Raw genomic sequence first — 20,744 nt, 5'->3', positions numbered from 1 at the left:
CGGGTCCACTCCGCGATCGGAGCCCCGCCAGTCAGCCGCCTCAACAACCTGGCTGGACATCACACCTAGACTGACCGCCCGCACCGGCCGGGGACCCGCCTCGGGTGGGCCGGTGCGAGCCCCCGTAGCTCAATGGACAGAGCACCGGCCTTCTAATCCGATGGTTGCGCGTTCGAATCGCGCCGGGGGCGCCCGAGGGGGCCGCCGCGCCTAGTCTGTCCACCGTGACTGAGCGTGTGGACCCAGAACTGCTCGATGCCGTGACCGACCTGCGCGCGGCGGTGGCCGACGCCCGGTTCCCCGTGGAGGCACCGGGTGCGGTGGCGGCCCGCGACCAGCGGGGACAGCTGTTGCGCCAGCTGGACGACTACGCCCTGCCGCGCCTGCAGGCGCTGGACGCCCCGCTGCTGTGCGTGGTCGGCGGGTCCACCGGCGCCGGCAAGTCCACCCTGGTGAACTCCCTGCTGGGCGACACGGTGACCCGCAGCGGCGTGCTGCGTCCCACCACCCGGGCCTCCGTGCTCATCCACCACCCGAGTGACGCCGGCTGGTTCACCACCGACCGCGTGCTGCCGGAGCTGGCGCGCACCACCGGGGGCGAGGGCGGCGACGGGGACGCCGGTGCCGTGCGCCTCGTGGAGTCGCGCACGCTGCGCCCCGGCCTGGCGCTGCTGGACGCTCCCGATATCGACTCCGTGGTGCAGGCCAACCGCGACCTCGCCCGCCAGCTGCTGGGCGCGGCGGACCTGTGGGTCTTCGTCACCACCGCCGCGCGCTACGCCGACGCCGTGCCCTGGCAGATGCTGCTGCAGGCCGCTGAGCGCGGCACTTCGGTGGCCCTGGTGCTGGACCGTGTGCCCGAGGGGGTCATGGAGGAGGTGCGCACCGACTTCTCGGCGATGCTGCGCGAGCAGGGCCTGGGCGACGCGCCGGTGTTCTCCGTGCCCGAGGCGCACCTGACCGCCGAGGGGCTGCTGCCGGCCGAGGAGGTGCTGCCGCTGCGCTCCTGGCTCAACTCCCTGGCCGACGACGCCGACGCCCGCCAGGTGGTCATCCGACGCACCCTGGCCGGCACCCTGGCCTCGCTGCACCGGCGCACCCTGCAGGTGGCCGAGGGTGTGGACGAGCAGGTGGCCGTGGTCGAGGGACTGCGCGAGGACGCCCGTCGCGGCCACGAGGATGCCCGGGACCGGGTCTCCGAGGCGATGGACGACGGCACCCTGCTGCGCGGTGAGGTGCTGGCCCGGTGGCAGGAGCTCGTGGGCACCGGTGAGGTGTTCAAGCAGCTCGATGCCGGGGTGGGCCGCCTGCGCGACCGCATCACCGCCTTCGTCACCGGGCGTCCCCGTCCGGCGACCACCGACGACCTCGGGGAGGCCCTGGGGGACGGGGCGGCCCAGTTGCTGGAGTCCCAGCTGGAGGCCGCCGCGGCGGTCACCGCCCGGGCCTGGCGCGGCGACCCCGCCGGTGCGGCCCTGCTGGAGCGCCACCCGGAGCTCGCCCGTCCCGGCGCCGGGGCCCGGGAGCGCAGCCAGCAGCTGGTGCACGACTGGCAGGGTGACCTGCTGGAGCTCGTGCGCCGACAGGCCGGCAGCAAGCGCGCCACCGCCCGCTACCTGGCCTTCGGCATCAACGGCATCGGGGTGCTGCTCATGGTGCTGGTGTTCGCGTCCACCGGTGGTGCCCTGCTGGGCAGCGAGGTGGCCATCGTCGGCGGGTCGGCGGTGGTGGCCCAGCGCGTGCTCGAGGCGATCTTCGGCGACCAGGCGGTGCGTTCGCTGGCGGCGACCGCCCGGCGCAACCTGGAGGAGCGCGTGACCGCCCTCATGGCCGACGAGCGGGCGCGCTACGACGCCGTGCTGGACGAGGTGGGGGCCACCCCCGAGGTGGCCGCCCGCCTGCGGGCCGCGGCCGCCGAGGTGGAGGCCCAGCGATGAGCCGCTGGGGACGCCGCGAGGGGACCCACGGTGCGCCCGACCCGCAGGCCGACGGCGAGGCGCAGCGCACCCACCTGCGCGAGCGCGCCCTGGCCCTGCGCGAGGCCGTGTCCACCGGCGGGCGCGAGCTGGAGCCGCTGGCGGCGGGCCGGGCCGGCGAGGTGAGCCGGAAGGTTGACGAGCGCACCGCGCTGGCCGGGGACCACACCATCGTGGCGCTGGCCGGGGCGACGGGCTCGGGCAAGAGCACGCTCACCAACGCCCTCGCCGGGGTGCAGGTGACCGAGCCCGGCGTCCGCCGCCCCACCACGTCGACGACCACCGCCGTGGTGTGGGGCGACCAGCCGGCCGGGGAGGTGCTCGACTGGATCGGCGTGCACCACCGCCACCGGGCCGACGACGGCGACTCCGGCACCGCCCCGGGCGCCCTGGACGGGCTGGTGCTGCTGGACCTGCCGGACTTCGACTCCCGCGAGACCGCGCACCACGCCGAGGCCGACCGGGTGCTGGAGATGGCCGACCTCTTCGTGTGGGTCACCGACCCGCAGAAGTACGCCGACGCCCGCATGCACGACGACTACATCCGGGCCCGCCGCCACCACGACACGGTGATGGTGGTGGTGCTCAACCAGGCCGACCTGCTGCCGCCGGACGCCCGCGAGGCCGTGGTGGCCGACCTCTCCGGCCTGCTGGAGCGCGACGGGGTGCACGACGTGCGCGTGCTGCCCGTCTCGGCCCGCACCGGGCTGGGGCTGGACGCGCTGCGCGACGTGCTCGCCGGCATCGTGGCCGAGAAGCGGGCCGTGCGCGCCCGCCTGCTGGGCGACGTGCGCACCTCCGCGGAGTCGCTGCTGGACTCGGTGGGGGAGCGCGAGCCGGAGGTCTCCCTGCCCGGGGACGACCGCCTGGTGCCCGCCTTCGCCCGGGCCGCCGGTGTGCCCACCGTGCTGCGCGCCGTGGAGGCTGACCACCTGCGCCGGGCGACGGCCGCCACCGGGTGGCCGGTGACCCGCTGGGTGCGCCACCTCACGCCGGACCCGCTGAAGCGCCTGCGCCTCGGCGAGGGGACCCCGGGTGCGGCGGGCTACACGCCGGCGCAGGGCCGGTCGTCCATCCCGCGGGCCTCGCGCACCGCCACCTCGGCGGTGGACCTGGCCTGCCGCGAGGTGGGCGACGCCGCCTCGGTGGGCCTGCCGCGCCGTTGGGCCGAGGCCGTGATGGACGCCGCCGTGCCCCCGGCCGACCGGCTCTCCGACGAGCTCGACGCCGCCGTGCGCCGCACCGGGGTGCAGCAGCGCTCCAGCTGGTGGTGGCCGCTGGTGGGCGTGCTGCAGTGGCTGCTCCTCCTGGTCGCCGTGGTGGGCCTGGTCTGGCTGGCCGCGTTGAGCCTGGGCGAGGGCTTCCTCCACATCCCGCTGGGGGACCCGCCGATGTGGCGCTGGCTGCCGGTGCCCGTGTGGCTGCTCGGGGGCGGCCTCTCGCTGGGGCTGCTGCTGGGCCTGCTCGCGCGCTTCCTCGCCGGGTTCGGGGCGCGGGCACGGCGCCGGCAGGTCTCCCGCGAGCTCGAAACCGCCCTGGGCGAGGTGGCGCAGCAGCGCGTGCTCGACCCGGTCCAGGAGGTGCTCGACCGGCACCGCCGCACCCGCGAGCTGCTGGGGTCGGCCCTGGCCTGACGCCACTCGTCCACAGGGCCCCGCGCCGTGCGCCACGCACGGGGCGGGGCCCTTGCCACGGTGGGCGCACCGCCAGCCACCCCGGCTGGCCGACACCGGGAGAGACCATGAGCGAGACCTACCTGACCGTGACCGGCAACGTGGCCAGCCAGCCGGTGCTGAGGCAGGGGCGCAGCGGTACGCCCTTCCTCACCTTCCGCCTGGCCCAGAACGTCAACCGGGTGGACCGTTCCACCGGCGCGGTGGAGACCGTGGCCACCAACTGGATGACGGTGTGCGCCTTCCGCCAGCAGGCCGTCAACCTGTTCCGCTCCCTGGCCAAGGGGCAGCCCGTCATCGTGCACGGGCGGCTGCGCATCCAGGACTGGAGTACCGACGAGCGCTCGGGCACCACCGTGGAGCTCGAGGCGACCGCGGTGGGCCACGACCTGGCCCGCGGTCAGGCCTGCTTCGTGAAGGTGGCCAGCCCGCCGATGCCGCGGGCCGGGGACACCCAGGAGGAGCGGCGGGCGCTGCGCACGGCGGCCGTCACGGCCACCAGCGAGCTGCCCGAGGCCTCGCTGCCGGTGTTCGTGCCGCCGGAGCCGGGGGAGGCCCCGCAGGAGGGGGCCGCGCCGACCGCGGATCAGGCCGGGGAGCGTGAGGCCGCCGCCGCGGGGGCCGCAGCCTGAGGGGCCGGTGCAGGGCGGGCCGGTGGGACCGGTCGGGGTGGCCGCGGGGGCGCCCCGACCGGGGTCCGTCCTCGGCCCGTCACGGCCTAGACTCACCTGCCATGGCGGAGTTCATCTACACCATGTCCAGGGCCCGCAAGGCCGTCGGCGACAAGGTCATCCTCGACGACGTGACCATGTCCTTCTACCCGGGCGCCAAGATCGGCGTCGTCGGCCCCAACGGTGCCGGCAAGTCGACCATCCTCAAGATCATGGCCGGGCTCGACCAGCCCTCCAACGGCGAGGCCCGGCTGACCCCCGGCTACACCGTCGGCATCCTGCTGCAGGAGCCGCCGCTGGACGAGTCCAAGACGGTCCGGCAGAACGTCGAGGAGGGCATGGGCCAGATCAAGGCCGATCTCGACCGCTACAACGAGATCTCCGCCGAGATGGCCGACCCGGACGCGGACTTCGACGCGCTCATGGAGGAGATGGGCAAGCTCCAGGAGAAGATCGACGCCGCCGACGCATGGGACCTCGACTCCCAGCTGGAGCAGGCCATGGACGCCCTGCGCTGCCCGCCGGCCGACGAGCCGGTGACCCACCTCTCCGGTGGTGAGCGCCGCCGCGTGGCCCTGTGCAAGCTGCTGCTCAGCAAGCCCGACCTGCTGCTGCTCGACGAGCCCACCAACCACCTCGACGCCGAGAGCGTGCAGTGGCTCGAGCAGCACCTGGCCGAGTACGAGGGCGCCGTCCTGGCCGTCACCCACGACCGCTACTTCCTCGACAACGTGGCCCAGTGGATCTGCGAGGTCGACCGCGGCCGCCTGTACCCCTACGAGGGCAACTACTCCACCTACCTGGAGAAGAAGCAGGAGCGCCTGGCCGTCCAGGGCAAGAAGGACGCCAAGCTCAAGAAGCGCCTCGCCGAGGAGCTCGAGTGGGTGCGCTCCAACGCCAAGGGCCGCCAGACCAAGTCCAAGTCGCGTCTGGCCCGCTACGAGGAGATGGCCGCGGAGGCCGAGAAGATGCGGACGCTGGACTTCGAGGAGATCCAGATCCCGCCGGGCCCGCGCCTGGGTTCCACCGTCATCGAGGTGGAGAACCTGTCCAAGGGCTTCGGGGACCGCACCCTCATCAAGGACCTCAGCTTCAGCCTGCCGCGCAACGGCATCGTGGGCGTCATCGGCCCCAACGGCGTGGGCAAGACCACGCTGTTCAAGACCATCGTGGGCTTCGAGGAGCCGGACTCCGGCACCGTGAAGGTCGGCGAGACGGTCAAGGTGAGCTATGTCGACCAGGGCCGCGAGAACATCGACCCGGAGAAGACCCTGTGGGAGGTCGTCTCCGACGGGCTCGACCACATCAAGGTCGGCCAGGTGGAGATCCCCAGCCGCGCGTACGTCTCGCAGTTCGGCTTCAAGGGCCCGGACCAGCAGAAGAAGGCCGGCGTGCTCTCCGGTGGTGAGCGCAACCGCCTCAACCTGGCCCTCACCCTCAAGGCCGGCGGCAACCTGCTGCTGCTCGACGAGCCCACCAACGACCTCGACGTCGAGACCCTGGGCTCGTTGGAGAACGCCCTGCTGGAGTTCCCCGGCTGCGCCGTGGTCATCAGCCACGACCGCTGGTTCCTGGACCGCGTGGCCACGCACATCCTCGCCTACGAGGGCACCGAGGAGGAGCCGGCCAACTGGTACTGGTTCGAGGGCAACTTCGAGTCCTACGAGAAGAACAAGGTCGACCGTCTGGGCGAGGAGGCCGCGCGTCCGCACCGCGTGACCCACCGTCGCCTCACGCGTGACTGAGTGAGCCGTTCCCGGCGCCGACGCCCATCCCCCCTGCCACCGCGGGAGGGGGTGGGCGTCGCCCGTGTCCGCATCCCGCCGGGTGGTCCGTGGGCCACGGTGGCCGAGGCGCTCGCGGAGGTGACAGGGCAGCCGGGGCTCGTGGCCGCCGGCATCGCGGCCGGGGAGGTGGTGGTCGACGACGGTGTGCCCGGCTCCCGGGGCCTGGTGGCCGACGAGACCACCGCGTACCTCCCCACCGGTCCCCGGCGCCGGGTGGCGTGGCTGTACCGCCCGCACCCCGTCGAGCCCGAGGTGCCCGGTGGGCTGCCGGTGCTGCAGCAGGACGAGCACTGGGTGGCCGTGGACAAGCCGCCCTTCCTGGCCACCATCCCGCGCGGGGTGCACGTGCAGCAGACCGTGGTGGCCCGGCTGCAGCAGACCCACCCCGATGCGGTGCCGGTGCACCGGCTGGACCGTCTCACCTCCGGGGTGCTGTTGTGCGCGCGGACGCCGGGGGCCCGGGCGCCCCTGCAGCAGCTGTTCGAGCGCCGTGAGGTGGCCAAGACCTACGAGGCGGTGGTGTCCCTGCCCTCCGACGAGGCCGCGGCCGGCGCGGGGGAGCGGCCCCCGTGGCCGGTGGCGCCGGGTACCGAGGGTCTGGGTCTCGCGCAACGTGTGGAGCGGGCCCTCGGCGTGCAGCGCCACCGCCTGGTGAAGCGGCGCGGCAGCCACCAGGTGGCCGTGGTGTCGGGCCCGCCCGACGCGGAGACCCGCATCGAGGCCGTGGAGGTGGACGAGGCCGCCGGGCGGGCGGCGCTGCGCCTCCACCCGCGCACCGGGCGCACCCACCAGCTGCGCGTCCAACTGGCGCACTTGGGCCTGCCCATCGTGGGCGACCCGCTCTACCCGGTGCAGACCGAGCAGGTGACGGGGGACTTCACGACCCCGCTGCAGCTGCTGGCCCGTGAACTGGCCTGGACCGACCCGTGGACGGGGGCCCGACGCACGGCGGCCTCGCCGCGGACGCTGCCGCTGCGAGGCCACCCGGAGGTCCCGGGGGAGGGCTGAGGCTCAGTCCTCCTTGATGCGCACCATGCCCTCCTGGGCCACCGAGGCCATGAGCGTGCCGTCGGCGTGGAACAGGCGCCCCACGCCGAGCCCGCGGCCGGACTGGGCCGAGGGGGAGGCCTGCGTGTACAGCATCCAGCCGTCCAGGCGCGGGCGGCGGTGGAACCACATCACGTGGTCGAGGCTGGCCGGGCGCAGGCGGCGGTCGGTCCACGGGATGCCGTGGCAGCGCAGCACGGGCTCCAGCAGCGTGTAGTCCGAGAGGTAGGCGCTCGCGGCGGCGTGGAGCAGCGGATCGGTGGGCAGCGCGCCGGTGAGGCGCACCCACACGCTCTGGTGGTCGGCGCGGGCGAAGTCCGGGCCGTAGAGCGGGCCGTCCACCCAGCGCATGTCCACCGGGCGGCCCCGGGTGAGGAAGGCCGCGCGCGGGTCGTCGACGCCGGCCAGCAGCTCGGCGATGGAGGGCAGCTCCTCGGGGGCGGGAACGTCCGGCATCGGCTCCTGGTGGTCCAGGCCGTCGGCCGGGTCCTGGAAGGACGTGGTCATGGAGAGCACCACCCGGTCGTCCTGGTAGGCGGCCACGCGGCGAGCGGAGAAGGAGCGGCCGTCGCGGAGGCGCTCCACCTCGAAGCGGATCTCCCGGGTGGAGTCGGCCGGGCGCAGGAAGTAGGCGTGCAGGGAGTGGATGCGGCGCTCGTCCAGGCCGTCCATGGTGCGGCCGGCGGCCATGACGCACTGCGCCAGCACCTGCCCGCCGAACGCGCGCCCCTGGGGCTGCGGCTGGCTCTGGCCGATGAAGGTGTTGGCCCCCAGGGCCTGCACGTCGAGCACCTCCAGCAGCTGCGCGAAGGGGTCCTCGGGCAGGTGCACGGTCTGGCGGTGGCCCATGCTCGACCCCATCGGGGCCGGCGGCTCGCTCCCGGTGGTGGGGGTGGACTCGTCTCGGGGCGGGGTGTTCTGGGACGTCACGGGGCCACTCAACCACGCCTCGCCCGCCCCACCCGGGCGCCGCGCTGTCGCGCCCGGGTGGAACGATGGCGCGCATGACCACCCACAGCAACGCCCCGGGACGCCCCACCGCGGGCAACCTCACCACGCACGCCTCCACCACCGCCGGCCCGCGCCCCTACCGCCTCAACGTGCCGCTGCGCTGGTCGGACATGGACGCCTACGGGCACGTCAACAACGTGACCTTCCTGCAGCTGCTGGAGGACGCCCGCGTGCAGGGCATGCACGAGTGGTTCGAGGGCTCCAGCCCGCTGTCCACGGGGCTGCTCGTGGCCTCGCACAAGGTGGAGTACCTGCGGCCGGTGGAGTTCCGGTACGCCCCGGTGGTGGTGGACATGTGGATCGGCAGCCTGTCCGGCGGCAGCTTCTCGGTGGAGTACGAGCTGAGCGAGCACCCGCTGGCCGGCGGGGAGGTGCCCGTGTCGCTCGACGCCCCGGTGCCCACGGACGCCGACCTGACGGTGGCGCTGCGGGCGAGCACCGCCATCGTCACCTACGACTTCGAGGCCGCCCGCCCGCGCCGCCTCACCGCCACCGAGCGCGAGGTGCTGGAACGCTTCGTGGCCGAGCCCGTGGCCTTCCGCCGATGACGGGCGGCGCGCCGGGCACGACGCCGGGCACCACGACCGGCGGGGGGCAGCCGGTGCTCACCCTGGCCGCCGACGACCTGGCGGACCTCGCCTCGTTCACCGCCCGCGCCAAGCACCTGGACGCCGCCGGCGCCATGCGGCTGCAGCTGCGCGACGGCGTGCTGGCCTCCTGGGTGTGCGTGGTGCCCGGGGCCGGTCTGCTGCAGGAGGGCACCGTGCTGGGCATGCGCGCCGTCCCGGCCGCCTGCCCGGTGGACGTGGACGTGGTGGTGCCGCTGGCTGCGGTGACCGATCGCCTGGCCGCCCGCTCGGCATCGACCACCACGCTGCCCGTGCCGCCGAGCGAGGTGGCCGCCCCGTGGGCCGCGGCCTCCCCGCCGATGACGGGCTGGGAGCCCGTGGTGCGCGTGGACACCGCGGACCTCGCCGAGCTCACGCGCACCGGGGTGCAGGAGGTGTCCGCCGGGGCGCCGGCGGGGTCGGGGGCCGCGGCGGTGGCCGACCTCCGCCGCCGCGTCTGGTCGCGCTCGGTGGGCGCCGGGTGGCCGCAGGGCCTGGCGCTGGGCGCCGATGCGCTGGGATTCCTCACCGGGGCCGACGAGGCCGTGGTGCTGCGCAGCGGCCCCTGGTGGCGCCTGGCGACGCCCACCGGGCACGTGCTGGCCCGCTGAGCGGGCCGGGCCCGGGCCCGAGCGAGTGCCCGGGCTCAATCCTCCACGCGGGTGATCGTCAGCCGCGGCCGACGCGGCGCGGGGTGCACCGGCGGGGCGCTCTCGTGCAGCGGGGCATCGCCCTCGTCGGGGGTGTTCACCATGAAGTGCGCGGCCCGCTCGAAGTAGGCGCGCATCATCTCGTCGGCCTCGGCGGGGAAGCCCATCGCGTCCATGGCCGCCCCCATGTGGCGCAGCCAGCGGTCGCGCATGTCCGGCGTCACCGCGAAGGGCACGTGACGGGCCCGCAGCCGGGGGTGGCCGCGGGTCTCGGAGTAGGTGGTGGGGCCGCCGAAGAACTGTTCCAGGAAGAGGCGCAGGCGCTCCTCGGCCGGGCCGAGGTCCTCCTCGGGGTACATGTCGCGCAGCGGCGGGTCGCCCGCCACGCCCTCGTAGAACAGGGCGGTGAGCCGCACGAAGGCCTCGTGGCCGCCCACCATCTCGTAGATCGTGGGCTGCCCGGTCTGCTCAGCGCTGCTCATGGCCCCAGTCTCGCACCGGCGGCCCGGGCACCCCCGCGGTGTCCAGCGCCACCTTGGCCGCGGCCCGCACGTCACGGGCAGCGGCGTACTGCTGCCCGGCCACGCAGTCGGCGAAGACGCGCACGGTCATGGCGCCGTTGCTCACCTCCTGGATGCCGGCCACGGTGGGGGCGCGCAACAGGGTGGCCTGCCCGGCCTCGGAGGCGGCGAGCTCCTCCATGGCGGTGGTGAGCACGTCCATCACCTGCCGGGAGTCCGCACGGGCACCCACCTGCACGTCGATGGTGGCCACCGGGCTGCCCTGGGTGGTGTTGCCCACGCGCAGGATCTCGCCGTTGCGGATGTACCAGACCACGCCGTCGGCCGACCGCAGCCGGGTGACGCGCAGGGTCACCTCCTCCACCTCGCCGGAGGCCTCGCCGAGGTCCACCCAGTCACCGACGCCGAACTGGTCCTCCACCATGAGCATCACGCCGCTGATGACGTCCTTGACCAGCGACTGCGCGCCGAAGCCGATGGCCAGGCCGCCGATGCCGGCGCTCGCCAGCAGCGGACCCAGCGGCAGACCGAGCTGGTCGCACACCATGAGCGCCGCGACCGTCCAGATGACCACCGACGAGGCGCTGCGCAGCAGGCTGGTGAGGGTGAGCACCCGCTGGCGCCGGCGCAGGTCCGCGGCGTGACCGTCGGGCCTCCCCTGGCGGGAGCGGTCGGTCATCCACGAGGTGAGGCGCCCGATGAGGCGCCGGGCGACGCTCCGCAGCAGGAGGGCGACGACGACGATGAGCACCACGGCCAGGCCGTGGGTGGCGAGCCAGGCGCCGACCACCCGGGTGATGTCCTCCCACCCGGGGGCGGTGGTGCCGGCGGTCACGAACGCGCGTCGAAGGCCTGGGCGGCCAGCGCGCGGACGGTGCCGTCGCGGTTCTCGGCGATGACGCGGCGGAGCGCGGCCGAGGCGTCCGGGTGGCCGTCGAGCCACGCCTGCGCGGCGTCCACGAGGTCCTGGTGCACCAGCGGGTGCGGGTAGAAGCCGCCGGCCACCGCCTCGGCGATGGCGTGGGTGCGCTCGTCCCACATGTCCGCCACGGCCTCGAAGTAGGGCTCCACGAAGGGCCGCAGGTCCTCCGGCGTCCGGGCGCGCTGCCAGCCGGCGGCGGTGGCCACCACCTCGGCGTTGGGCAGGCGGGTGTCGCGCCACACGCTGTCCCAGGCCGCCTGCTTGGAGGCCGCGTCGGGGCGGGCGGCGCGGGCGCGGGCCAGGCGCTCGGCACCCGAGGCGGTGCGGTCGCGCGCCCCCTCGGCGGCCAGCTCGTCCTCGTCCAGCACACCGTTCTTGGCCAGGCCGGTCACCAGCGCCCAGCGCATGTCGGTGTCCACGGTCAGGCCCGGCAGCTCGGTGGTGCCGTCCACCAGCGCGCGCAGGCGGGCCACGCCGGCCTCCCCGCGCACGGCGGCGGCCCATGCGGTGGCCAGCTGCAGTTGCAGGTCCGAGCCCGGGGCGGCCTGCTCCACCAGGCGGCCCAGCTCGTCGGCCAGGCGCTGGGCGGTGGCCTCGCGGTGCTGCGGCGCCACGTAGCGGCCGGCGGCGGCCTCCAGCTGCGAGAGCAGGATGCGCACCAGCGTGGAGTCGGTCTCCCCGGGCAGGGCGCGGAGCCCCAGCTCGATGAAGTCGCGCGCCGACATCTGCGCGTCGCGGGTCATGTCCCACGCGGCCCCCAGCACCACGGCGCGGGGCAGCGAGTCGGTGAAGGCCGCCACGTGCTCGGTGGCCGTCGCCAGGCTGTGGGCGTCCAGGCGCACCTTGCAGTAGCCCAGGTCGTCGTCGTTGAGCAGCAGCAGGTCAGGGCGGGCGCGGCCCACCAGCTGCGGCAGCTCGGTGCGCTCGCCGGTGACGTCCAGCTCCCAGCGGTCAGTGCGCTGCAGGGAGCCGTCCACCAGGTCGTAGGCGCCCACGGCGATGCGGTGCGGGCGCAGGGTGGGCAGCTCGGCGGTGGCCTTCTGCTCGATGGCCGCGGCGGTCACGGTGCCGGCGTCGTCCACCTCGAGGACGGGGGAGAGGGTGTTGACCCCCGCCGTCTCCAGCCAGGCGGCCACCCACGGGCCGAGGTCGCGGCCGGAGGTCGCCTCGAGGTGGCGGGTGAGGTCGGCCAGGGTGGTGTTGCCCCACTTGTGCTCGGCGAAGTAGGCGCGCAGCCCGTCGCGGAAGGCGTCCTCGCCCACGTAGGCCACCAGCTGCTTGAGCACACTGGCGCCCTTGGCGTAGGTGATGCCGTCGAAGTTCACCTCCACGTCCGCGAGGTCGCGGATCTCGGCCACGATCGGGTGCGTGGAGGAGAGCTGGTCCTGGTGGTACGCCCAGGTCTTCTCGCTGATGGCGAAGGTGGTCCACGCGGTGTCCCACTGCGTGGCCTCGGTCTGGCAGGTGGTGGACGCCCACTCGGCGAAGGACTCGTTGAGCCACAGGTCGTTCCACCACTTCATGGTCACCAGGTTGCCGAACCACATGTGGGCCAGCTCGTGGAGGATGGTGAGGGCCCGGCGCTCCACGAGGGTGTCGGGCACGGCGGAGCGGAAGACGTAGATCTCGGCGAAGGTCACGCAGCCCGCGTTCTCCATCGCCCCCATGTTGTACTCCGGCGTGAAGACCTGGTCGTACGTGCGGAAGGGGTACGGCTGGTCGAAGTACTCCTCGAAGAACGCGAAGCCGGCCTTGGTGATGGCGAAGACGTTGTCGGCGTCCAGGTGCTGCTCGAGGCTCCTGCGGGCCAGCACGCCCAGCGGCACGGTGCCGTTGCGGGTCTCCACCGAGTCCTCGAAGCGCACGTACGGCCCGGCCACCACGGCGGTGATGTAGCAGGAGATCGGGGGAGTGGGCTCGAAGGTGAAGGTGGCGCGCTCCACCGGGTTCTCGCCGTCGAGGGTGCCTGTGCCGGCGGGCACGCCCTGCGGGGTGGCCTCGTTGCTCAGCACCTGCCAGTGCGCCGGGGCGGTGATGGTGAACTGGAAGGTGGCCTTGAGGTCCGGCTGCTCGAACACCGGGAACATGCGGCGGCAGTCGGCCACCTCGAACTGGGTGTACAGGTACACCTCGCCGTCGGCCGGGTCCACGAAGCGGTGCAGGCCCTCGCCGGTGTTCATGTAGCGGCCCACGCCCTCCACCACCAGCTCGTGCTCGCCCTCGGTGAGGCCGGGCACCGGCAGGCGGGCGCCGTCGAAACGGGAGGTGTCCAGCGCGGCGCCGTCGAGCGTCGCGCGGGTGACCCGGTCGCCGATGAAGTCGATGAAGGTGTCGCCGGCCCCCAGCGCCGTGAACCGCACCACCGAGCGCGTGGCGAAGGTGGACGGACCGGTCGTGACGTCCGTGGTCACCTCGTAGCTGTGCGTCGCGATGAGCTGCGAGCGCTCCATTGCCTCGTCGCGGGTGAGGTTCTTGCCGGGCACGGGGTACTCCAGGGGGTGGGGGCCGGTGGACAGCGGCAGTGTGCCACGCAGATGGTGCAGATCACGAGGCCGCGGCGGGGCCCGTGGGCGGGCGGTGGTGTCGTCGGCGGGGCGGGTGACGGTGGCAGACTCGGAGGCATGACCGACGCATCGCAGACGACGCAGCGCACGCAGGTCGAGATGTTCTTCGACCCCACCTGCCCCTGGGCCTGGATGACCAGCCGCTGGCTCATGGAGGTGGCCGAGGCCCGTGACCTCGAGGTCACCTGGTCCCTCATGTCGCTGGCCGTGCTCAACGACGGGCGCGACCTCCCCGCGGAGTACGCCGAGAGCATGCAGCTCGCGTGGGGTCCGGCCCGTGTGGTGTCGGCCGCCGTGGCCGCCCACGGCCAGGAGGTGGCCAAGCCCCTCTACGACGCCCTCGGCACCCGCCTGCACCCGGGTGGCCGCAAGCCCGGCGACCGGACCGAGGCCGAGGCCCTCATCGCCGAGGCGCTGGCCGAGGTGGGCCTGCCCGCCGAGCTGGCCCAGGTGGCCTACCCCGGTGGCGTGGGCAACAACCCCGAGGACGAGGTGACCGCGGACCTGCGGACGCGCCAGCAGCGTGCCGTCGACCTCGTGGGCGACGACGTGGGCACTCCGGTGATCCGGATCGGCGACACCGCCTTTTTCGGCCCGGTGGTCACCCCGGCCCCCACCGGCGAGGCCGCGCTCCAACTGTGGGACGGCGTGGTGCAGGCCGCCTCGGTGCCCGGCTTCTTCGAGCTCAAGCGCTCCCGCGACGTCGGCCCCCAGTTCGGTTGAGCGACGCCGCGCCGAGCACCCGACGCACGTACCTCTGACAGGAGACCCATGAAGATCCACCTCGGTGGCGACCACGCCGCCTACGACCTGCAGCGCCACCTCGTGCAGTGGCTCACCGACGCCGGCCACGAGGTCGTGGACCACGGCCCGGCCGAGTACGACGCCGTGGACGACTACCCGGTGTTCGTCCTGCCCGCCGCGCGGGCCGTGGCCGAGGACCCGGCCTCGCTCGGCATCGTGCTGGGCGGCTCGGGCAACGGGGAGCAGATCGCGGCCAACAAGGTGGCCGGCGTGCGCGCGGCGCTGGCCTGGAGCCCGGAGCTGGCCGTCCTGGCCCGCCAGCACAACGACGCCCGCATCCTGAGCCTGGGGGCGCGCTTCCTGGACACCGCCACCGCCGAGGCGATCGTGGAGGCCTTCGTCACCACGGAGTTCACCGGCGAGGAGCGTCACGCCCGTCGGGTGGCGATGGTGGAGGCCTACGAGAAGGACGGCACCCTGCCGGCCTGACCAGGACGACCGGCCGTAGCGCACGACGAGGCCCCCACCACCTGGTGGGGGCCTCGTCGTCTCCCCGGCACGGCCGGGGGAGGGGCTCAGGCCTGCTGCTCGTCGCCGCTCAGGCCGTCCAGGTGCTCGCCCACCTTGTCGCCACCGGAGGCGATCTGGTCACCGAACTTGTTGCCGGTCGCGTCGTCGACGCGGTCACCGGCGGCGTCGATGGCGCCATCCACCTTCTCGCGCTGCGCGTCGTAGCCCTTGCCTGCCAGGTCCTTGGCGTTGTCCATGATGCCCATGGTGTTCTCCGTTCGTCGGGTGACTGCGGTGCGCGACCCGGGTGGGTCGCCCGCACCCACCCTGTCAGCCCGGCGTGAGGGGCGCAAGGAAAAGGGGGACGACGAGAGCCCCGCGGGGGTGTCCGCGGGGCTCTCGTACGACGTGGAGCGGGCGACGGGAATCGAACCCGCACAACCAGTTTGGAAGACTGGGGCTCTACCATTGAGCTACGCCCGCACGCGTGGTGACCTGCTTGCCGCCGCGTGCAGCCGCGTGGCGGTCTGCTGCCGGTGGCATGCACCGCAGGCCGATGCACCGGGATACCCTACCCTGTCGGCGCCGCGGTCGTGCGCCGAGCACGGGGTATGGCGCAGCTTGGTAGCGCGTCCGCTTTGGGAGCGGAAGGCCGCCGGTTCGAATCCGGCTACCCCGACCGTCTAGCATTGATCCCCATTGCGATCGCGTGGCGACACGGCGTGGTCGCTGGACGACGGGGCCGCAGCCGGCCCCATCCCCCTGAACCAACGGAGACGAGTGACGTGAAGAGTGCTGTCGAGAACCTGGACCCGACCCGCGTGAAGGTGGCGGTGGAGGTTCCCCACGAGGAGCTCAAGCCCGCCCTCGACGAGGCGTACAAGACCATCGCCGGCCAGGTCCAGATCCCCGGCTTCCGCAAGGGCAAGGTCCCGGCTCGCATCATCGACCAGCGCTTCGGCCGTGGCGCCGTGGTGCAGGAGGCCGTCAACGCTCAGCTCCCCGAGCTGTACGCCCGCGCCATCACCGAGAACGACCTGCAGCCCATCGGCGAGCCGCAGCTCGAGCTCACCGACGTGCCCGTGGCCGACGGCGACCCGCTGAAGTTCACCGTCGAGGTCGACGTGCGTCCCGCCATCGAGCTGCCGGACACCGCCGGCATGAGGGTGGAGGTCGCCGCGGCCGAGGTGTCCGAGGAGGACGTGCAGAAGCGCATGGACGACCTGCGCGAGCGCTTCGGCACCCTCAAGGGGGTGGACCGCGCCGTGGCCACCGACGACCACGTCTCCATGGACCTGCGTGCCGAGATCGACGGCGACGAGATCGACTCCGTGGAGGGCGTCTCCTACCAGGTCGGTCAGGGCACCATGATCGACGGCCTCGACGAGGCCCTCGTGGGCATGTCCGCCGGCGAGTCCAAGACCTTCACCGCCCCGCTGGCCGGCGGCGACCGTCAGGGCGAGGACTCCCAGGTGACCGTCACCGTGCAGTCGGTCAAGGAGCGCGAGCTGCCCGAGGTCGACGACGAGTTCGCCCAGCTGGCGTCCCCGTTCGACACCGTCGAGGAGCTGAAGGCCGACCTGTGCAAGCAGGCAGAGCGCAACGCCACCTTCCAGCAGGGCATCGAGGCCCGCGACAAGATCCTCGAGCAGCTCCTGGGCCAGCTCGAGATCCCGGTGCCGGCCGCCATCGTGGAGGCTGAGGTGAACTCCCACCTCGAGGGTGAGGGTCGTCAGGACGACGCCGACCACCGCGCCGAGGTCACCAAGTCCACCGAGGACGCCCTGCGTGCGCAGTTCCTCATGGACGCCCTGGTGGAGCGCGACGAGGTGGAGGTCGAGCAGAACGAGCTGCTCGAGTACCTCATGATGTCCGCGCAGTCCTCCGGCATGGACCCCAACCAGTTCATCGGCATGCTCGACCAGCAAGGTCAGATCGGCGCCGTCGTCGAGGAGGTGCGCCGCCGCAAGGCCCTGGCCGCCGTCCTGGAGACCGCCGAGATCGTGGACACCAACGGCAAGTCCGTGGACCTGGGTGCGCTCGAGGACGACGCCGAGGGCGAGGGTGACGAGGCGACCGAGGGTGAGGGTGACGAGGCGACCGAGGGTGAGGAGGCCGCCGAGAAGCCGGCTGCCAAGAAGACTCCGGCCAAGAAGGCGACCACGACCCGCAAGGCTTCGGCCAAGAAGGCTCCGGCGAAGGCTGCCGAGAAGGGCGACGACGCTGCCGAGGGTGAGGAGGCCGCCGAGAAGCCGGCTGCCAAGAAGGCCCCGGCCAAGAAGGCGACCACGACCCGCAAGGCTCCGGCCAAGAAGGCTGCCGAGAAGGCCGACGAGGCGCCCGCGGAGGAGACCTCCGAGGAGAAGTGACCCCCGGGTCACCCGCAGGACGGGGCCGTTGCGCGAGCGCGCAGCGGCCCCGTCCGCGTGTCCGGGGTGGCAGGTGCGTGCGCTGAGGGCGAACAGGGCCGCCGGCCGGGACGAAAGCGGGACGGCTCGGCGTTAGCGTCCCTCGAGGGATCCACACCAGGAACCGTCCGACGAAGGAGAGACGCCCGTGAGCGAGCACACCGCATCGACCCCCGCCGTGGCCAGTGAGGGCGCGCGACTGGCGGGTCTGGACGACCAGATCTACAACCGCCTGCTGAAGGAGCGCATCGTCTTCCTCGGCTCGGACGTGCGTGACGACAACGCGAACGCCATCTGCGCCCAGCTGCTGCTGCTCTCGGCCGAGGACCCCAACGCCGACATCTGGCTGTACATCAACTCCCCGGGCGGCTCGGTGACCGCCGGCATGGCGATCTTCGACACCATGAACTGGATCCCCAACGACGTGGCGACCGTGGCCATGGGCCTGGCGGCCTCGATGGGTCAGTTCCTGCTCTCGGCCGGCACCCCCGGCAAGCGCTACGCCACCCCGCACAGCCGCGTCATGATGCACCAGCCCTCCGGCGGCGTCGGCGGTACGGCCTCGGACATCAAGATCCAGGCCGAGCAGCTGCTGCACATCAAGCGCCAGATGGCCGAGCTCATCGCCGAGCACACCGGCCAGAGCACGGAGCAGATCACCAAGGACTCCGACCGTGACCGCTGGTTCACCGCGCAGGAGGCAAAGGAGTACGGCTTCGTGGACCACGTCTTCCAGACCTCCACCGACACCCAGGACGTGAAGAAGGGCGACGTGGCCGACGAGGACCGGGCCCACGCCGGTGAGACCGGCCAGGAGGGCAAGTGACCCACCACCCGCAGGTTCCCGCCCACACGCCGATGATGCACGGAGGAAACATGACCCACGCCAGCGCCCAGGGACGTCTGCACGTGCCCGGCCCCAGCTCCCGCTACGTGCTCCCGCAGTTCGAGGAGCGCACCGCCTACGGCAGCAAGCGTCAGGACCCGTACACCAAGCTGTTCGAGGACCGCATCATCTTCTGCGGCGTGCAGATCGACGACGCCTCGGCGGACGACATCATCGCCCAGCTGCTGGTGCTGGAGTCCCAGGACCCGGACCGCGACGTGCTGATGTACATCAACTCCCCGGGCGGCTCGTTCACCGCGATGACGGCCATCTACGACACGATGCAGTTCATCCGCCCGGACGTGCAGACCTTCGTGCTCGGCCAGGCCGCCTCGGCCGGCGCCGTGCTGCTGGCGGCCGGTGCGCCGGGCAAGCGCTTCGCCCTGCCCAACTCGCGCATCCTCATCCACCAGCCCGCCATGGAGGGCACCGGCGGCATGGCCTCCGACCTGGAGATCACCGCCAACGAGGTGCTGCGCATGCGCACCTGGCTGGAGGACACCTGGGCCAAGCACTCGGGTCAGACCCCGGAGAAGGTCCGCAACGACATCGAGCGCGACAAGATCCTCTCCGCGCAGGAGGCCAAGGAGTACGGCCTCGTCGACGCGGTGCTCCCGAGCCGCAAGGCCGCCCTGGAGGGCTGAGTACCCTCCCGCCGCACCCCGCAGGGGGCCGCCACCGTGCAGGTGGCGGTCCCCTGCGGCGCATCGTGGCCCCTGCCCCGAGGTCGTCGGAGGCCGGGGGTAGCGTGGAGCGCAGTCACCACCGGACGGACGGGAGAGGTCAATGGCGCGCACTGCGGGGAGCGGGGACTTCCTCACCTGCTCCTTCTGTGGCAAGAGCCAGAAGCAGGTCCGCAAGCTCATCGCCGGGCCCAACGTCTACATCTGCGACGAGTGCATCGAGCTCTGCAACGAGATCATCGACGAGGAGTTCCCGGCCGCCTCCGTGGAGCGCCTCGAGAAGGTGCCCACCCCGCGCGAGATCCACGCCTTCCTGGAGTCCTACGTGGTGGGGCAGGACGAGGCCAAGCGGGCCCTCGCGGTGGCCGTGTACAACCACTACAAGCGCATCGACGCACAGGGCTCCTCCGACGACCCCGACGCCCCCGAGGTCGCCAAGAGCAACATCCTCATGATCGGGCCGACCGGCACCGGCAAGACCTACCTGGCGCAGACCCTCGCCAAGCTCCTGCAGGTGCCCTTCGCCATCGCCGACGCGACCGCGCTCACCGAGGCGGGCTACGTGGGGGAGGACGTCGAGAACATCCTCGTGAAGCTCATCCAGGCCGCGGACGGGGACGTGTCCAAGGCCGAGACCGGCATCATCTACATCGACGAGATCGACAAGATCACGCGCAAGAGCGAGAACCCGTCGATCACCCGCGACGTCTCCGGCGAGGGTGTGCAGCAGGCGCTCCTGAAGATCCTGGAGGGAACGGTGGCCTCGGTGCCCCCGCAGGGCGGCCGCAAGCACCCGCACCAGGAGTTCGTGCAGATCGACACCCGCAACATCCTGTTCGTGGTGGGCGGGGCCTTCGCCGGGCTCGACGAGATCGTCGCCGAGCGTGAGGGCAAGGGCGGCCTGGGCTTCGGGGCCACCCTCTCGGCGCGCCGCACCGAGGGGGAGTTCCTGCGCAACGTGCGCCCCGAGGACCTCGTGAAGTTCGGGCTCATCCCCGAGTTCATCGGCCGCGTGCCGGTGGTGGCCGCGGTCAACCCGCTCGACGCCGACGCCCTGGTCGACATCCTCACCGGGCCGCGCAACGCACTGGTCAAGCAGTACCAGCACCTCTTCCGCCTCGACGGGGTGGAGCTGGAGTTCACCGACGACGCCGTCCGCGCGGTGGCCGAGCAGGCGATGCTGCGCCGCACCGGCGCCCGCGGACTGCGCGCCATCATGGAGGAGGTGCTGCAGCCGGTGATGTTCGACGTGCCGAGCGACGACGGCATCGAGCGCGTCGTGGTGACCGCCGACGTGGTGGCCGACAACGTGAACCCGACCATCGTGCGCCGCGACGAGAAGCGCGCCAAGCGACCCAAGCGCAAGAGCGCCTGACCCGCACCGGGTGGGCGAGGACCTGCTGACAGCGAGGAGACCGACGTGACCGCCCAGCCCGCCGACAGCACCCCCACGAGCCCCCGTGCCGCCCTCCAGCCCGACACCCTGGCGGTGGGGATGCGGCTGCCGCGCCAGTCCAGCCCCGTCACCTGCGGGGCGGCCAGCCTTGTGGTCGCGCGCCGCCTGCTGGAGCGCATGCCCCTGCCGTCCGCCGACGACCTGGTGGAGGGCCAGGACTTCCGCACCACCGAGTTCGCCACCTTCGGGCGCACCAACAACCCGTGGGAGGCCCGTGCGCTGCGCTTCCCGTGGCCGATGGCGCTGGGGACCCCGCCGTGGGGCGCACTGGCCGAGCTGCGGCAGGTGGTGCACACCGAGGGGCTGGGGCACCTCCGCTACGGTCTGCGGGCCGTGCGCACCGGCGGGGCCGAGCAGCTCGCCGGAGCCCTGGCGGGCACCGGCACCCACGAGCCGGCGCTGCTCTACGTGGGCACGCGCTGGATGCCGCGCCACGTCGCGGTGGTGGCCGAGGACGCCGCGGGCCGCTGGGCGCTCTACGACCCCGCGGCCGGCACCGTGGTGGAGGCCGACGTCGACGAGTTGGCCGCCGGCATCCAGCGGGTGGGCGGCTGGCCGGTGCCGTGGGTGGTGGTCGGCCCCCGCGTCTGAGCCCCCGGAGCCGAGCTCGCTCCCGCACACGACGGC

Annotated in this window: 19 protein-coding genes and 3 tRNA genes; 16 read left to right on the top strand and 6 right to left on the bottom strand. The window is 73.1% G+C overall.

Features of this window, described 5'->3' with window-relative positions; all coding sequences use genetic code 11:
* Nucleotides 1–118: 118 nt before the first annotated feature.
* The 6 genes from ACFFHC_RS03185 (at nt 119) to ACFFHC_RS03160 (ending at nt 7,115) form a co-directional block, all read left to right on the top strand.
* A tRNA-Arg gene (locus ACFFHC_RS03185) sits at nt 119–191 on the top strand.
* Between the two features lie 33 nt (nt 192–224).
* On the top strand, nt 225–1,937 hold the full coding sequence (locus ACFFHC_RS03180) for a GTPase family protein (protein WP_238138219.1): 1,713 nt from the start codon (nt 225–227) through the stop codon (nt 1,935–1,937).
* Entirely contained in the window at nt 1,934–3,610 is a 1,677-nt protein-coding gene (locus ACFFHC_RS03175; RefSeq protein ID WP_101850005.1) for a GTPase, read from the top strand. The genes ACFFHC_RS03180 and ACFFHC_RS03175 overlap by 4 nt, the downstream gene beginning before the upstream one ends.
* A 107-nt stretch (nt 3,611–3,717) precedes the next feature.
* Nucleotides 3,718–4,281, top strand: a complete 564-nt coding sequence (locus ACFFHC_RS03170) for a single-stranded DNA-binding protein (RefSeq protein WP_180802278.1) — start codon at nt 3,718–3,720, stop codon at nt 4,279–4,281.
* Nucleotides 4,282–4,382: 101 nt separating this feature from the next.
* Nucleotides 4,383–6,065, top strand: a complete 1,683-nt coding sequence (gene ettA / locus ACFFHC_RS03165; protein WP_070705680.1) for an energy-dependent translational throttle protein EttA — start codon at nt 4,383–4,385, stop codon at nt 6,063–6,065.
* A 51-nt stretch (nt 6,066–6,116) separates the two neighbouring features.
* Complete coding sequence (locus tag ACFFHC_RS03160) at nt 6,117–7,115, top strand: pseudouridine synthase (RefSeq protein WP_070705679.1); 999 nt, start codon at nt 6,117–6,119, stop codon at nt 7,113–7,115.
* A 3-nt stretch (nt 7,116–7,118) separates the two neighbouring features.
* On the opposite strand, the gene ACFFHC_RS03155 is transcribed toward ACFFHC_RS03160, so the two are convergent.
* Complete coding sequence (locus ACFFHC_RS03155; protein ID WP_070705682.1) at nt 7,119–8,003, bottom strand: acyl-CoA thioesterase; 885 nt, start codon at nt 8,001–8,003, stop codon at nt 7,119–7,121.
* A gap of 155 nt (nt 8,004–8,158) precedes the next feature.
* On the opposite strand from ACFFHC_RS03155, the gene ACFFHC_RS03150 reads away from it, so the two are divergent.
* Complete coding sequence (locus tag ACFFHC_RS03150) at nt 8,159–8,713, top strand: acyl-CoA thioesterase (protein WP_083323670.1); 555 nt, start codon at nt 8,159–8,161, stop codon at nt 8,711–8,713.
* A complete protein-coding gene (locus ACFFHC_RS03145) occupies nt 8,710–9,384 on the top strand; it encodes a DUF8185 domain-containing protein (RefSeq protein WP_238329902.1) in 675 nt (224 codons plus the stop codon). The genes ACFFHC_RS03150 and ACFFHC_RS03145 overlap by 4 nt, the downstream gene beginning before the upstream one ends.
* 35 nt (nt 9,385–9,419) lie before the next feature.
* On the opposite strand, the gene ACFFHC_RS03140 is transcribed toward ACFFHC_RS03145, so the two are convergent.
* Genes ACFFHC_RS03140 through pepN form a run of 3 tightly spaced genes read right to left on the bottom strand, consistent with a single transcriptional unit; the run spans nt 9,420 to nt 13,349 of the window.
* Entirely contained in the window at nt 9,420–9,905 is a 486-nt protein-coding gene (locus tag ACFFHC_RS03140) for a globin (protein WP_070705823.1), read from the bottom strand.
* Complete coding sequence (locus ACFFHC_RS03135; RefSeq protein ID WP_070705822.1) at nt 9,892–10,779, bottom strand: mechanosensitive ion channel family protein; 888 nt, start codon at nt 10,777–10,779, stop codon at nt 9,892–9,894. Before ACFFHC_RS03135 ends, ACFFHC_RS03140 begins: the two co-directional genes overlap by 14 nt.
* The gene (pepN, locus tag ACFFHC_RS03130) at nt 10,776–13,349 is read right to left on the bottom strand and encodes an aminopeptidase N (RefSeq protein ID WP_101849826.1); all 2,574 of its coding nucleotides are present in this window, start codon (nt 13,347–13,349) and stop codon (nt 10,776–10,778) included. Before pepN ends, ACFFHC_RS03135 begins: the two co-directional genes overlap by 4 nt.
* A 138-nt stretch (nt 13,350–13,487) precedes the next feature.
* On the opposite strand from pepN, the gene ACFFHC_RS03125 reads away from it, so the two are divergent.
* Nucleotides 13,488–14,153, top strand: coding sequence for a DsbA family protein (locus tag ACFFHC_RS03125; protein WP_070703392.1), 666 nt, complete (start codon nt 13,488–13,490; stop codon nt 14,151–14,153).
* A 48-nt stretch (nt 14,154–14,201) separates the two neighbouring features.
* The gene (locus tag ACFFHC_RS03120; RefSeq protein WP_070703391.1) at nt 14,202–14,663 is read left to right on the top strand and encodes a ribose-5-phosphate isomerase; all 462 of its coding nucleotides are present in this window, start codon (nt 14,202–14,204) and stop codon (nt 14,661–14,663) included.
* 86 nt (nt 14,664–14,749) lie between these two features.
* Here ACFFHC_RS03120 and ACFFHC_RS03115 read toward each other — a convergent pair whose 3' ends face one another.
* Nucleotides 14,750–14,941, bottom strand: a complete 192-nt coding sequence (locus ACFFHC_RS03115; protein WP_237769689.1) for an antitoxin — start codon at nt 14,939–14,941, stop codon at nt 14,750–14,752.
* A gap of 152 nt (nt 14,942–15,093) precedes the next feature.
* Nucleotides 15,094–15,167, bottom strand: a tRNA-Gly gene (locus ACFFHC_RS03110).
* Nucleotides 15,168–15,289: 122 nt separating this feature from the next.
* Between ACFFHC_RS03110 and ACFFHC_RS03105 the strand changes: the two genes are divergently transcribed.
* The 6 genes from ACFFHC_RS03105 to ACFFHC_RS03080 all read left to right on the top strand — a co-directional run bounded on the left by ACFFHC_RS03105 (nt 15,290) and on the right by ACFFHC_RS03080 (nt 20,708).
* Nucleotides 15,290–15,363: transfer RNA gene (locus tag ACFFHC_RS03105), tRNA-Pro, on the top strand.
* 106 nt (nt 15,364–15,469) lie between these two features.
* Entirely contained in the window at nt 15,470–17,053 is a 1,584-nt protein-coding gene (gene tig / locus ACFFHC_RS03100; RefSeq protein WP_379802938.1) for a trigger factor, read from the top strand.
* Between the two features lie 187 nt (nt 17,054–17,240).
* Entirely contained in the window at nt 17,241–17,918 is a 678-nt protein-coding gene (locus ACFFHC_RS03095) for an ATP-dependent Clp protease proteolytic subunit (protein WP_141494488.1), read from the top strand.
* 50 nt (nt 17,919–17,968) lie between these two features.
* Nucleotides 17,969–18,622, top strand: coding sequence for an ATP-dependent Clp protease proteolytic subunit (locus ACFFHC_RS03090; RefSeq protein WP_070706241.1), 654 nt, complete (start codon nt 17,969–17,971; stop codon nt 18,620–18,622).
* Nucleotides 18,623–18,764: 142 nt separating this feature from the next.
* Entirely contained in the window at nt 18,765–20,036 is a 1,272-nt protein-coding gene (gene clpX, locus ACFFHC_RS03085) for an ATP-dependent Clp protease ATP-binding subunit ClpX (protein ID WP_070706242.1), read from the top strand.
* A 45-nt stretch (nt 20,037–20,081) separates the two neighbouring features.
* On the top strand, nt 20,082–20,708 hold the full coding sequence (locus ACFFHC_RS03080) for a hypothetical protein (protein WP_070706243.1): 627 nt from the start codon (nt 20,082–20,084) through the stop codon (nt 20,706–20,708).
* Nucleotides 20,709–20,744 lie beyond the last annotated feature (36 nt).

The organism is Kytococcus schroeteri, assembly GCF_042433515.1.
In the GTDB taxonomy this organism is placed as follows: domain Bacteria; phylum Actinomycetota; class Actinomycetes; order Actinomycetales; family Dermatophilaceae; genus Kytococcus; species Kytococcus schroeteri.
The sequence above is the reverse complement of the archived record's forward strand: the minus strand, read 5'-3'. Positions and strand labels throughout refer to the sequence as shown.